Below are 12332 nucleotides of genomic sequence, written 5' to 3'. Positions count from 1 at the left end.
GTGATTGATGATCATGTCCGGAAACACGCCTGCTAACACCGCGTCACGCAAATTACTGGTTACCTCTGCTTTGCCTTATGCCAATGGCAGCATTCATCTTGGCCACATGGTGGAGTACGTCCAGAGCGACGTCTGGGTGCGTTTCCAGAAGATGCAGGGGCATACCGTGCATTACGTCTGCGCCGACGACACCCATGGCACGCCCATCATGCTGCGGGCGGAAAAAGAGGGCATCACGCCGGAGGAGCTGATCGGCCGCGTACACACCGAGCACTATGCGGACTTCAGCGATTTCCTCGTGGCGTTCGATAACTATTATTCCACCAACTCCGAGGAAAATCGCGAGTTGTCCGGCAGGATTTACCGCGAGCTCAAAGCGAACGACAAGATCGCCACGCGCACGATTGAGCAGTATTACGACCCGGTCAAGAACATGTTCCTGCCCGACCGCTTCATCAAGGGCGAATGTCCCAAGTGCCATGCCAAGGACCAGTATGGAGATTCCTGCGAATCCTGCGGCACGACGTATAGTCCGACCGAATTGATCGCGCCTTATTCCGCTGTGTCGGGCGCAACGCCGGTGCGCAAGGAAACCGAGCATTATTTCTTCAAGCTGAGCGAGTGCGAGGATTTCCTCAAGCAATGGACGCGCTCCGGCACCTTGCAGCCGGAAGCCGCCAACAAGATGGGGGAATGGTTTGCCTCTGGCCTGTCGGACTGGGATATCTCCCGCGATGCGCCGTACTTCGGTTTCGAGATTCCCGATGCGCCGGGCAAGTATTTCTATGTCTGGCTGGATGCGCCTATCGGCTACATGGCGAGTTTCAAGAACTTGGCAACGCGCGAAGGGCTGGATTTCGACGAGTACTGGAAGCAAGACAGCCAGGCCGAGCTATACCACTTCATCGGCAAGGATATCCTGTATTTCCATGCCCTGTTCTGGCCCGCTACATTGAAATTCTCCGGTTACCGCCAGCCCACGCGGATATTCGCCCACGGCTTCCTGACTGTGAACGGCGAGAAAATGTCCAAGTCGCGCGGCACCTTCATCACGGCGCGCAGCTATCTCGACCATGTGAAGAATCCCGAGTATCTGCGTTACTACTATGCGGCCAAGCTCAACGGCACCATGGAGGATATCGACCTCAACCTGGAGGATTTCGTCGCGCGCGTGAACAGCGACCTGGTCGGCAAGTACATCAACATTGCCAGCCGTACTGCCGGGTTTATTGCCAAACGCTTCGACAGCAAGCTGGGTGCCGTGAGCGAGAACGCGGTGATTGCCGAGTTGCGCGCCGCCGCGGACAGCATACGCGACAGTTTCGACAACCGCGATACCGCACGCGCGCTGCGCGACATCATGGCGCTGGCCGACAAGGCCAATGCCTATGTAGCGGAACACGCGCCATGGGAGTTGGCGAAGCAGCCTGAGCAAACGGCAGCGCTGCATGAAGTCTGCTCTGCCGCCCTGGAAATCTTCCGCCTGCTCACCTTGTACCTCAAGCCGGTATTGCCGGGATTGGCGCAAGCTATCGAGACATTCCTCAATATCGATCCGTTGACCTGGGCGGATATTGATCGCCCATTGCCGGCCGGCCACCAGATACAGGCCTATCAACACCTGATAACCCGTATTGACCCCAAGCATGTGGAAGCCATGGTCGAAGCGAATAAGGAATCGCTGCAAACCCAGGCCGCTGCCGTGCCAGCGCAGAAACAGGCAGCGCCGGAGGCGGCATCGGAAGGCGCTTATATTTCCATCGATGACTTCACAAAGGTGGATTTGCGTATTGCACGCATCGTCAATGCCGAGCATGTGGAAGGCGCTGAAAAGCTGCTCAAGCTGAGCCTGGACATTGGCGAGGAAAAGCCGCGCCAAGTCTTTGCAGGTATCAAGTCCGCCTATGATCCTGAAAGCCTGAAGGGGCGCTTGACCGTGATGGTGGCAAACCTTGCCCCGCGCAAGATGAAGTTCGGCCTGTCGGAAGGCATGGTGCTTGCTGCGAGCGACGAGCGAGGCGGGCCATTTATCCTCTCGCCGGATAGCGGCGCCCAACCAGGCATGCGCGTTAAATAAATAGATTGCCAGGTAAAACAAAAGCCCCTATGAAGAAGGGGCTTTTGCTTTTTAATGCGGCGCTTATTTCTTGTCGTTTTTCGCCGTTGTCGCTTTTTCCGCCTTGGGCGTTTTACCGACGGAAAGCTCACCGCGCAGGTTGTCTACGCTCTTCTTGCCAAACCCTTTCACGTTGCCCAAGTCGTCAACCGACTTGAAATTGCCGTTAGCCTTGCGGTAATCGATAATCGCCTGGGCTTTTGCCGGGCCGATGCCTTTTACCGATTCCAGTTCCACCGCAGAGGCGGTGTTGAGGTCAACCGCAGCCATGGCATTGAACGTCAACCCAAACAAGATCAGGACTGCAAACAACAAAGATTTCATGATGCTCTCCTCTAAAATGTTGGTAAGACCCTGTTGTTCCAGGGAAAAGCCATCATATGCCACATGTTGAGCATAAGCTATTGGAGGAAAGTATAGTTTTTTTGTAAGCGATTTTCCTTATTTTTCCAGGATTGATTCCCGGATATGGTGCAGGACGGCCAACGGGTCGACAGCCTTGGTGATGGGACGGCCTATCACCAGATAATTGGAGCCCAGTGCCAGCGCATCGGCAGGAGTGACTACGCGGGACTGGTCGTCGATGGCGGCATCGGCAGGGCGGATGCCGGGCGTCACCAGGCGGAAGTCATTGCCCAGTGTCCGGCGCAGCACAGGGGCTTCCTGGGCGGAGCAGACAACGCCGTCCAGGCCTGCTTGCTGCGCGAGTGCTGCCAGGTGCAGCACATGCTGTTCAAGCGGGGTAGCAATTCCCAGTTCTGTCAGTCCTTGCTGGTTCATACTGGTCAAGACCGTGACTGCAATCAGTAATGGCGAATGGCCGCTGCGGGCAACGCCCTCGCGTGCTGCCTGCATCATCTGGCTACCGCCTGAAGCATGCACGTTGAGCATCCATACGCCGAGTTTGCTTGCCGCTTCGCAAGCCTTGGCAACCGTGTTGGGAATATCGTGGAACTTGAGGTCGAGGAACACGCCAAAGCCGCGCTTGACCAGCTCTTCCACCAGTTGCGGGCCGGCAGCCGTGAACAGCTCCTTGCCTACCTTGACCCGGCACAGGGTAGGGTCGAGTTGCCGGGCCAGCCCGAGGGCGCTTGCAGCGTCAGCGTAGTCAAGGGCGACGATAATCTTGGGGTCGGTCATACGGCGGATTCTTTGGTTTCGGGTGAGAGGGATTCCCAGGCATTGCATGCCGGGCATTGCCAATGGAAGTTGCGCGCGCGGAAGCCGCATTGGTCGCAGTAATGCGCGCTGCGGTTGCCAATGGCGTAACGTACGGTCTGCTGCATCAGCAAGGCATCCTGCTGGTTGGCACCTTCCAACAGCGATTGCGCACGCAGGAATTGGTCCAGGGTTTGCAGGCTGGGTTTGCGGCGCAGTTCCTCTCGCGCAAGTTCTTCGGCGCTGGCCGCCCCTTCTTCGCTCAAGGTGGTTTCATAGACCAGGTTGAGGATGGCGGGAAGCTTGTATGTCTGCAAATAACCCTTGAGCAGGGCGATGCCCTCATCCAGGCTGTTCAACGCCTTGTAGCTGTTGAGCAGCTTGGGAGCGACTAGTCCGAGATATTCGGGACGCTGGAACTCGACGCGCTTCCAGAAGGAGATGGCCTGTTTGTGGTTGCCAGTGCCGGCCTCGAGATCGCCCAGCATGATGTTGGCGCGGACACAGCGCTTGTCGGCTTCAATTGCCGTTTCCAACTCATGGCGCGCGCTATGTGCATCATGCTCAAGAATGGCCTTCATCGCGATTTCACAGTGGAATTGCGCCACTTCCTTACGGAAGGAAATGCCGGACAGGCGTTCGAGCTCTATGGCGCTTTTGATGGCATGGTGCCATTCGCGCTCGCGGATATAGATTTCCAGCAGCGCGCGTAATGCGGTCTGCTTGTAGCGGCTGTCGTGCAATGAGCTAAATAGCTCTTCGGCGCGGTCGAACAGGCCGGCCTTGAGGTAATCTTGCGCGAGCTCCGCCATGACAGCCTGCTTCTGCTGGTCCGGCAGCTCCTTGCGCTCCAGCAGGTTGAGGTGCAGGTGAATGGCACGGTCTACCTCGCCACGGCGGCGGAACAGGCTGCCCAGCGCGAAATGCAGCTCCATGGAGTCGGCATTGGCTTGCACGGCTTCGATGAAGGCTTCGATCGCCTTGTCATGCTGGTCGCTGATAAGGAAGTTCAAGCCCTTGAAATAGGCTGCGGGCAAGGCGGTGGATTCGGTCAGCAATTGGTTGATGTCCACGCGTGCGGCCAGCCAGCCAAGCGTGAAGAAGAGGGGAAGGGCGAGTAGCCACCAGTATTCAAATTCCATGATTGATTTCCAGGCCTGTGGTCAACATGACAGGCATTCAGCGAGGGATGGCATCACAAGTCATACGCTTCTTATTTATTTAATTGGGTATTGGTTATCTTGAGGTTCTTGATTTCTTTTTCCAGTGCCAGGAGCTTGCGGCGCTGGCTGATCAGTGATCCCAGGCAGGCAATGACGCCGGCAATGATGCCGCTGAAGAATGTAATCAGAAGCATGAGTGAGAGCGGCGCTTTCCAGGAGTAGCCCAGGTAATAGGCAAGCTCGACGGGTTCTGCGTTCTTGAAGGCAAATCCAAGCAGCAGGATGAACAGCAAAACGCCAAGTATCGTATATAAGGTGCGCATGCCCCGATTTTACCCAAGCATCGCCAAGGCGTGCAGGATTTGATGTAAAAAAATAAAAAAGCGGTAGCATCAATGATGCTACCGCTTTTCCTAGCACAGCAGTCTGCGTGCTTAATTGCTGTTGCCGTCTACACGTTCACGCAACTCCTTGCCGGCCTTGAAGTGAGGTACGTGTTTCTCGGGTACCTGCACCTTTTCGCCAGTCTTGGGATTGCGTCCTAGCCGTGGCGGGCGGTAGTTCAGGCTGAAGCTACCGAAACCACGGATTTCAATGCGTTCACCAGAAGCGAGATTATCCGTCATGGAGTCAAGGATTGCCTTGACGGAAAGTTCTGCATCCTTGACGACCAGTTGCGGAAAGCGCGCAGCCAGGTTGGCAATCAACTCCGATTTGGTCATGACGCTATGACCTTACTCGTTGTTTTTGCCGTCGAGCTTGGCTTTCAGCAATGCACCAAGGTTGGTGGTGCCAGCGGAACCGGCATCATTGCTGAACTTCTGCAATGCATCAGCTTCATCGGCAAGATCCTTCGCCTTGATGGACAGGGCGATGGAGCGGTTCTTGCGGTCGATGTTGGTGATGCGGGCTTCGATTTCTTCGCCTTCCTTGAGTACGGTAGAAATGTCGTCTACCTTGTCACGGGAAACTTCGGAAGCACGCAGATAACCTTCAACTTCGTTGTCCAGGGCAATCACGGCACCCTTGGCTTCGAGAGACTTGACGGTGCCCTTGACGATGGCGCCCTTGTCATTCAGTGCGGTGTAGGCGCTGAACGGGTCGCTGTCGAGCTGCTTGACGCCCAGGGAGATACGTTCCTTCTCAACGTCGATGCTGAGTACGACGGCTTCGAGTTCGTCACCCTTCTTGAAGTTGCGGATCGCTTCTTCGCCGGGCTGATTCCAGGACAGGTCGGACAAGTGCACCAGGCCGTCGATACCGCCAGGCAGACCGATGAATACGCCGAAGTCGGTGATGGACTTGATCTGGCCGCTGACCTTGTCACCCTTCTTGTGGGAAGCAGCAAAGTCATCCCATGGGTTGGCCTGGCATTGCTTCATGCCCAGGGACAGACGGCGACGGTCTTCGTCGATTTCCAGGATCATCACTTCTACTTCGTCGCCCAGTTGAGCGATCTTGGCAGGGTGAACGTTCTTGTTTGTCCAATCCATTTCGGAAACGTGCACCAGACCTTCGATGCCTGGCTCGATTTCAACGAATGCGCCGTAGTCGGTCAGGTTGGTCACCTTGCCGAACAGGCGTGTGCCGACTGGGTAGCGGCGGCCCAAAGCAACCCATGGATCGTCGCCCAATTGCTTGATACCCAGGGAAACGCGGTTCTTCTCTTGGTCGAATTTGAGGATCTTGGCTTCAACTTCTTCACCTACGGTCAGCACTTCGGATGGGTGCTTGACGCGGCGCCATGCGAGGTCGGTGATGTGCAGCAGGCCGTCGATACCGCCGAGATCAACGAACGCACCGTAGTCGGTGATGTTCTTGACGATACCCTTGACCACTGCGCCTTCCTTCAGGGATTCGAGCAGTGCTTCGCGGTCGGCGCCCATGGTTTCTTCCAGTACGGCGCGGCGGGAAACCACAACGTTGTTACGCTTGCGGTCGAGCTTGATGACCTTGAAGTCCCATTCCTTGTTCTCGAAAGGAGTGGTGTCCTTGACAGGGCGCAGGTCAACCAGGGAGCCTGGCAGGAACGCGCGGATGCTGTTGACCATGACGGTCAAGCCACCCTTGACGCGGCCATTGACCATGCCCTTGATGATGCGGGATTCGTTCATTGCCTCTTCGAGGTCTTGCCATGCCGCGAGGCGCTTGGCCTTTTCGCGCGACAGCTTGGTGGAACCATAACCATCTTCCAGGGATTCGATGCAGACCTTGACGAAGTCGCCTGCATTCACTTCGAGTTCGCCGCGGTCGTTGCGGAACTCGGAAGCGGGGATCACGCTTTCCGACTTCAAGCCGGCGTTGACAATAACGAAGTCGTCATCGACGGAGACAACTTCGGCGGTGATCACTTCACCGGAGCGCATTTCCTGGCGAGCCAGGCTTTCCTCGAACAGGGCTGCGAAGCTTTCCATGGAGGAGGTTGTGGTTGAAAGGTTAGCCATTAAAAAAATATCCAGATAATCCCGCCGTGCAGCGGGTCAAATTAAAAAAACCATGAACCGGTGAGATTCACGGCACTCGTACTACTACAAAACTTGATTTCCAGTGTCAGCGCGGCTGTAATCCAGTATCGCATCGACCGCCTGGTCTATGCTAAGGTCGCTGGTTTCCAGCAACCTCGCGTTCTCGCTTTTTTGCAATGGCGCAACGGCTCGTTGGCTGTCCCTTGCATCGCGGGTTTGCAAATCCTGCAAGATTTCCGCGAGATTAGCATGGATTCCTTTTTCTATCAACTGTTTATAGCGTCTCTCCGCCCTGACCTCGGCACTGGCAGTGAGGAATATCTTGGTTTGGGCGTCAGGGAAGACTACGGTCGCCATGTCGCGTCCATCCGCGACCAGGCCGGGCGCCTTGCGGAAGCTTTGCTGCAGGTCGAGCAGCGCACGGCGCAATGACGGATGAACGGCGACTTCCGAGGCACCACGGCTGATTTGTTCGGTGCGTACCGCTTCGGTGATGGTTTCGCCGTCCAGGTAGATTTCTCCTGCAGAAAAGCGAATATCCAGGCCTGCAGCCATGTCTGCCAGCGCGGCTTCATTCTGCCAGCTGATGCCGCGCCTGAGTGCTGCAAGGGCGGCAATGCGGTAAATGGCTCCCGAATCAAGGTAGTGATAGCCCAGGGTTTGCGCCACGCGTTGTGCAACGGTGCCCTTGCCCGAGGCGGATGGGCCATCGATGGCGATGACGGGAACGGCGGATGTTGGTATATCGGTCATTGGAAATACGAAAGCAATCTTGTTTTACGCTTGCAGCAGCATGGCAAAGCGCTCGAAATAATCAGGAAAGGTCTTGGCGACGCAATTCGGATCGTTGATCACGATAGGCACGCCGCCGAGGGCGACCAGCGAGAAGCACATCGCCATGCGGTGGTCGTCATAGGTGTCGATTTGTGCGTTGGGAGCCAGTTCCGGAGGAGGCGTGATGCGCAGATAGTCGCTGCCTTCCTCGATAATCGCTCCGACCTTGCGCAGCTCTGTCGCCATGGCGGTGAGACGGTCGGTTTCCTTGACGCGCCAGCTTGCGATATTGCGCAAGGTGCTCGGGCTCTCGGCAAACAGCGCCAGGATGGCCAGCGTCATCGCCGCATCCGGGATGTGGTTGCAGTCAAGGTCCAGGGCCCTGAGCTTGCCGGGCGTCGAACGGACTTCGATCCAGTTGTCCCCGGTGCTGACGGTAGCCCCCATCAATTCAAGCGCCTCGACGAAGCGCACGTCGCCCTGGATGCTGTTGCGGCCTACGCCTTCCACCTTGACGGGACCGTGGCCGATCGCTCCCGCTGCCAGGAAGTAGGAGGCGGAGGAGGCGTCTCCCTCGACCTGGACAACTCCCGGGCTCTTGTAGGTGCTGCCGGCAGGGATGGTGAATGCATTCCAGCCGTGGCGCAGCACTTCGATGCCGAACCTGCGCATGAGGTTGAGCGTGATCTCGATATAGGGTTTGGAAATCAATTCGCCGACGACTTCAATACGGGCTTCCTGGCCCGTGAGCGGCAAGGCCATCAACAGGGCGGTCAGGAATTGGCTGGAGACGTCGCCGCGCACGCGTAGCGCCTGGCTGGTGTCGAGCTGTGCCGGGCGGATAAGCAGGGGAGGGAAGCCGGGGTTCTGTAGATACTCGATGGCGGCGCCAGCAGCATTGAGCGTATCCACCAGGTCGCCGATCGGGCGCTCGTGCATGCGCGCGATGCCCGACAGTTCATAGTCCCCTTGCGACAAGGCCAGGGCCGCCGTCAATGGACGGAAGGCGGTGCCGGCATTGCCGAGGAACAATTTGGCCTGCTTGACCGGGAATTGCCCTCCTGTTCCCTCCACCTGCCATTGGTGAGTGCCGGTTTGTTCCAGTTTGACGCCGAGCGTGTCCAGAGCTTCGAGCATGCGTTGCGTATCGTCAGATGCGAGCAGCTCGTGAATCTCGGTATTGCCTTGCGCGAGCGCTGCAAGCAACAGGGTGCGGTTGGAGATGCTTTTCGAGCCCGGCAGCTTGACTGTGCCATGGGCGTGACGTGCGGCAGGCAGGGTCAGGGTTTTCATGCTTAATTCTTCCATGATGCGGATGTGTTGCGCCCGGCCCAGGCATTGCGGGCATGGCTGGCACGTTCGAAGGTAGCTTGCAGGCCGTCTGCATCGCATTGTTCCAAAGTGTGGCGCAGATCGGCGAGAGCTGCCTGGTAGCGGTCCAGCTCCTGCAGCAAGGCGGTACGGTTGGCAAGGCTGATGTCGCGCCACATTTCCGGTGAGCTGCCCGCAATACGGGTGAAGTCGCGGAAGCCGCTGGCGGCGAACTCGAAGAACTGGTCCGCATCCGGGCGGGCGGCCAATTCGTCCACCAGGGCAAAGGCCAGCAGGTGCGGCAAGTGGCTGACCGCGGCAAAGACGGTGTCATGCCCGCTTGGGCTCATTTCGCGCACGATAGCGCCTGTGCTGGCCCAGAGCGCGCGCACTGCCTGGACCGCGGCCGGATCGGTATGCTTGCCCGGGGTGAGCACCACGTTCTTGTTCTGGTATAGCGTGGCTTGCGCGGCAGAGGGCCCGCTTTTCTCCGCGCCTGCGATCGGGTGGCCGGGCACGAAGCGCGATGCCGCATTGCCGAGGATGTGCCGTGCCTGTTCGGCGATATCGGCCTTGGTGCTGCCTGCATCAGTGACGATGGTCTTGTCTGCGAGGTGGGGGGCAATACGCTGCAAGATCGGGGCAATCTGTGCTACCGGGGTGGCGATCATGACCACGTCTGCATCTTGGAGTGCTGCGGCGAGGTCGCTCACGGCTTCATCGATGATGCCAAGCGTGAGGGCTTCCTGCAGGCTGTCGCCTGTGCGTCCGACGCCAGTGATATGCCAGCCTGCGTTTGCTGCCTTGAGCGCAAGTGCGAGCGAGCCGCCAATCAGGCCGACGCCGAAAACAAGCAGTTTTTTCAAGATGAGGATAAAGCGCGGAGTTAAAAGCGCAATTGTAACATGCCGGCTGTCATCAGCTGGATGGGGAAAGGCAACCAAGGCGTTTTGTGCGAAGGCAGATAAGCACAAAACGCCGGTTGCAGGAGATGACAAGGAGTAATGCTAGGAGTGGTGAACGCGGAATTGGTTCACTGCAGGCAGTATTATTTTTGTTGTTCAGGCTGTTCAGTAGGCTGTTCTGCATGGATCGGGCGCCATTCGCCGTCGATCAAGCCTTCCTGGGGCAGGAAGTTTTGCTTGTAGGCCATCTTGCGGCTTTCCTTGATCCAGTAGCCCAGATAAAGGTAAGGCAGGTTGAGGCTTTCGCACCATTCAAGCAGCCACAGGATGTTGTAAGTCCCATAGCTCGCGTGTTTGTCGGCAGCTTCATAGAAGGTATAGACCGCGGAAACGCCGTCACGCACGATGTCCACGACGCTGACCATTTTCAGTACGCCGTCTTCACGGAATTCCACCATCAGGCTTTCCACATTGCTCTGTACCAGGAAGTTGCGGTATTGCTCCGCGGTTTCCGGGTCGCCGGAGCCGCCTTCGTGCCGGGCGACCTGGTAGGCGGAATAGAGGGCGAAGTGTTCTTCCGAGAAAGTCAGTTCCATGAGGGCGACGGAGAGGTTCTGGTGCTGTTTCCAGGCCCGGCGCTGGCTGCGGCTGGGCTGGAAATCCGCGACCGGCAGCCTGACGGGGATGCAGGCGTGGCAAGTCTCGCAATGGGGACGGTAGGCAAACTTGCCGCTGCGGCGGAAACCGAGCTGTATCAGGCCGCTGTAGGCATGGGCGTCAATCAGGTGGTGCGGTGTGGCAATCAGCGATTGCGCTGGTTTATCTGCAAGGTAACCGCAGGAATACGCCGTGGTAGCGTAGAACTGGATTTTATGCAGATGCTGTTCGCCGGGCAATGTCATGTAGGGTAGTGTACCAATTCATGCAGCCGTTGTGAAAATTCTGCACGTGGAATCTCGCGTGCGCCCAATGAGGCCAGGTGCTGGGTTTTCATCTGGCAATCGATCATGCCGCAACCCAGGGCCTGGAGGCGTTGCACCATATGCACGAATGCGAGCTTGGAGGCGTCGGTGGCATGGTGGAACATGGACTCCCCATAGAACATCCTGCCCAGGCTGACGCCGTACAAGCCTCCTACCAGTTTGCCGTCCATCCAGGTCTCGGCACTATAGGCGTAGCCCAGCCGGTGCAGCGCGGTATAGGCCTCCATGATGCCTTCGGTGATCCAGGTGCCGTCCTGGCCTGCGCGCGGGGTGGCGGCGCATGCAGCGATCACTTCGCTGAATGCTGTGTTGAAGCGGACTTCATAATCCCGGCATTTGAGCCGCTTGGCCAGCGACCTGGATATTTTCAACTCAGTGGGGAACAGCACCATGCGCGGGTCCGGGCTCCACCACAGTATGGGTTCTCCTTCGCTGAACCAGGGGAATATGCCCTGGCGATATGCGCTGAGCAGGCGTTCGGCAGTCAGTTCTCCGCCAATGGCGATCAATCCGTTGGGCTCCTGCAGTGCAGCCTCCAATGGAGGAAAGGGGGTACTCGCCTGCAATGCCCGCACCAGGCCGCCAGGCAAGCGGTAGTATTGATGGCTCATAGGGGTTAACGAGGGATGGATTGTGGCGATATCGTCAAGATGGGCATTAGCATAATGCAGTTGCGGCTTTGCTGCATGTCCTGATTGTGCTATTTTTCTTCCATGCGCCTTTATCGCACCATCATCCTGTTGCTGCTGACCATGTTCCTCGCGGATACCGTGGCGGCCAGCAGCAGCCTGCATCTGCCTGATGTTTCCCCTGCGACAGCGCAGCCAGCGGCGCATCAGCATCATGCTACCCACGATCATGCGCAGCATGATGACGGCGCGTATCAGCATGATGAGCAGCATAGCGACAATTGCAGGAACTGCCATGATTGCCTGTCATGCTTCAGCGTATTGCCCATTTCCATCCGCATGTCTACGCCCGATTTGCCGCCTCGCCAGGTGGACATCGCGTCAAGCCTGATTTATTTCCCGCCCGCCCTGGCGCAATGGCAGCGCCCGCCGATCCCGCCCTCCATCTGATCTCGTCATGGCCGCTGCCTCTGCGGCCAAAGGTTTTAATGGCCCGCTTGCATCAAGCAGGCTTCATATCATGAATGGAGAGTATCATGCGATTCAATATAGCCTTGTCAGCTTTAGGCTGCCTGTGCCTTGTCCTGCCCGTGGTGGCGGCAGAGGCTGAAACTGAGTTTAGTCCGGCCTTGCGCCATGAGCCGGTCCTCGGGCAATACCAGAAATTCGAGCAGGGCGCCGCAGCCGCGCCGGTGCAGCCGCATGCCGAACACGATATGCACCACGACCATGCCGGCCATGAGCAGCATCAGCATGCTACGCAACATGATGCTGGACAGCGCGGGGACGGACAGCATGACGGCCACCATCGCATGCATGGGGAATGAT

At 57.7% G+C, this 12332-nt stretch carries 14 protein-coding genes; 2 read left to right on the top strand and 12 right to left on the bottom strand.

Annotated elements, in window-relative coordinates:
- Positions 1-13: 13 nt before the first annotated feature.
- Complete coding sequence (gene metG, locus ACJSDX_RS07835; RefSeq protein ID WP_407994229.1) at positions 14-2077, top strand: methionine--tRNA ligase; 2064 nt, start codon at positions 14-16, stop codon at positions 2075-2077.
- Between the two features lie 63 nt (positions 2078-2140).
- On the opposite strand, the gene ACJSDX_RS07830 is transcribed toward metG, so the two are convergent.
- From ACJSDX_RS07830 to aat, 11 genes are all read right to left on the bottom strand, one after another.
- Positions 2141-2440: a ComEA family DNA-binding protein gene (locus ACJSDX_RS07830; protein ID WP_407994228.1), complete on the bottom strand. Its 300-nt coding sequence runs from the start codon at positions 2438-2440 to the stop codon at positions 2141-2143.
- Positions 2441-2557: 117 nt separating this feature from the next.
- A complete protein-coding gene (gene pyrF, locus ACJSDX_RS07825) occupies positions 2558-3256 on the bottom strand; it encodes an orotidine-5'-phosphate decarboxylase (protein WP_407994227.1) in 699 nt (232 codons plus the stop codon).
- Complete coding sequence (lapB, locus tag ACJSDX_RS07820; RefSeq protein WP_309564863.1) at positions 3253-4416, bottom strand: lipopolysaccharide assembly protein LapB; 1164 nt, start codon at positions 4414-4416, stop codon at positions 3253-3255. The genes pyrF and lapB overlap by 4 nt, the downstream gene beginning before the upstream one ends.
- 71 nt (positions 4417-4487) lie before the next feature.
- Entirely contained in the window at positions 4488-4760 is a 273-nt protein-coding gene (locus tag ACJSDX_RS07815; protein WP_407994226.1) for a LapA family protein, read from the bottom strand.
- A 111-nt stretch (positions 4761-4871) separates the two neighbouring features.
- Positions 4872-5159, bottom strand: coding sequence for an integration host factor subunit beta (locus ACJSDX_RS07810; protein ID WP_407994225.1), 288 nt, complete (start codon positions 5157-5159; stop codon positions 4872-4874).
- A 12-nt stretch (positions 5160-5171) separates the two neighbouring features.
- Entirely contained in the window at positions 5172-6881 is a 1710-nt protein-coding gene (rpsA, locus tag ACJSDX_RS07805; RefSeq protein WP_407994224.1) for a 30S ribosomal protein S1, read from the bottom strand.
- Positions 6882-6965: 84 nt separating this feature from the next.
- Positions 6966-7655 carry a (d)CMP kinase gene (cmk, locus tag ACJSDX_RS07800; RefSeq protein ID WP_407994223.1) on the bottom strand — a complete coding sequence of 230 codons (690 nt, stop codon included), beginning with the start codon at positions 7653-7655 and terminating at the stop codon, positions 6966-6968.
- A 24-nt stretch (positions 7656-7679) separates the two neighbouring features.
- A complete protein-coding gene (aroA, locus tag ACJSDX_RS07795) occupies positions 7680-8969 on the bottom strand; it encodes a 3-phosphoshikimate 1-carboxyvinyltransferase (protein WP_407994222.1) in 1290 nt (429 codons plus the stop codon).
- A gap of 2 nt (positions 8970-8971) precedes the next feature.
- Positions 8972-9853, bottom strand: coding sequence for a prephenate dehydrogenase (locus ACJSDX_RS07790; protein ID WP_407994221.1), 882 nt, complete (start codon positions 9851-9853; stop codon positions 8972-8974).
- Positions 9854-10035: 182 nt separating this feature from the next.
- Positions 10036-10794, bottom strand: coding sequence for an arginyltransferase (locus ACJSDX_RS07785; protein ID WP_407994220.1), 759 nt, complete (start codon positions 10792-10794; stop codon positions 10036-10038).
- Entirely contained in the window at positions 10791-11486 is a 696-nt protein-coding gene (gene aat / locus ACJSDX_RS07780) for a leucyl/phenylalanyl-tRNA--protein transferase (RefSeq protein ID WP_407994219.1), read from the bottom strand. The genes ACJSDX_RS07785 and aat overlap by 4 nt, the downstream gene beginning before the upstream one ends.
- A 102-nt stretch (positions 11487-11588) precedes the next feature.
- On the opposite strand from aat, the gene ACJSDX_RS07775 reads away from it, so the two are divergent.
- The gene (locus ACJSDX_RS07775; RefSeq protein ID WP_407994218.1) at positions 11589-11954 is read left to right on the top strand and encodes a hypothetical protein; all 366 of its coding nucleotides are present in this window, start codon (positions 11589-11591) and stop codon (positions 11952-11954) included.
- 113 nt (positions 11955-12067) lie between these two features.
- On the opposite strand, the gene ACJSDX_RS07770 is transcribed toward ACJSDX_RS07775, so the two are convergent.
- On the bottom strand, positions 12068-12322 hold the full coding sequence (locus tag ACJSDX_RS07770) for a hypothetical protein (RefSeq protein ID WP_407994217.1): 255 nt from the start codon (positions 12320-12322) through the stop codon (positions 12068-12070).
- Positions 12323-12332 lie beyond the last annotated feature (10 nt).

Source organism: Methylobacillus draconifructus (assembly GCF_045984355.1).
Taxonomy (GTDB): domain Bacteria; phylum Pseudomonadota; class Gammaproteobacteria; order Burkholderiales; family Methylophilaceae; genus Methylobacillus; species Methylobacillus flagellatus_A.
This window is presented reverse-complemented; position numbering and strand designations above follow the sequence as displayed.

What these genes read in the sequence shown, in the direction of transcription:
- metG (WP_407994229.1), top strand. Translation starts at nt 14, where the DNA reads ATGTCCGGAAACACGCCTGCTAACACCGCGTCACGCAAATTACTGGTT.
- ACJSDX_RS07830 (WP_407994228.1), bottom strand. Translation starts at nt 2,440, where the DNA reads ATGAAATCTTTGTTGTTTGCAGTCCTGATCTTGTTTGGGTTGACGTTC.
- pyrF (WP_407994227.1), bottom strand. Translation starts at nt 3,256, where the DNA reads ATGACCGACCCCAAGATTATCGTCGCCCTTGACTACGCTGACGCTGCA.
- lapB (WP_309564863.1), bottom strand. Translation starts at nt 4,416, where the DNA reads ATGGAATTTGAATACTGGTGGCTACTCGCCCTTCCCCTCTTCTTCACG.
- ACJSDX_RS07815 (WP_407994226.1), bottom strand. Translation starts at nt 4,760, where the DNA reads ATGCGCACCTTATATACGATACTTGGCGTTTTGCTGTTCATCCTGCTG.
- ACJSDX_RS07810 (WP_407994225.1), bottom strand. Translation starts at nt 5,159, where the DNA reads ATGACCAAATCGGAGTTGATTGCCAACCTGGCTGCGCGCTTTCCGCAA.
- rpsA (WP_407994224.1), bottom strand. Translation starts at nt 6,881, where the DNA reads ATGGCTAACCTTTCAACCACAACCTCCTCCATGGAAAGCTTCGCAGCC.
- cmk (WP_407994223.1), bottom strand. Translation starts at nt 7,655, where the DNA reads ATGACCGATATACCAACATCCGCCGTTCCCGTCATCGCCATCGATGGC.
- aroA (WP_407994222.1), bottom strand. Translation starts at nt 8,969, where the DNA reads ATGAAAACCCTGACCCTGCCTGCCGCACGTCACGCCCATGGCACAGTC.
- ACJSDX_RS07785 (WP_407994220.1), bottom strand. Translation starts at nt 10,794, where the DNA reads ATGACATTGCCCGGCGAACAGCATCTGCATAAAATCCAGTTCTACGCT.
- aat (WP_407994219.1), bottom strand. Translation starts at nt 11,486, where the DNA reads ATGAGCCATCAATACTACCGCTTGCCTGGCGGCCTGGTGCGGGCATTG.
- ACJSDX_RS07775 (WP_407994218.1), top strand. Translation starts at nt 11,589, where the DNA reads ATGCGCCTTTATCGCACCATCATCCTGTTGCTGCTGACCATGTTCCTC.
- ACJSDX_RS07770 (WP_407994217.1), bottom strand. Translation starts at nt 12,322, where the DNA reads ATGCATGCGATGGTGGCCGTCATGCTGTCCGTCCCCGCGCTGTCCAGC.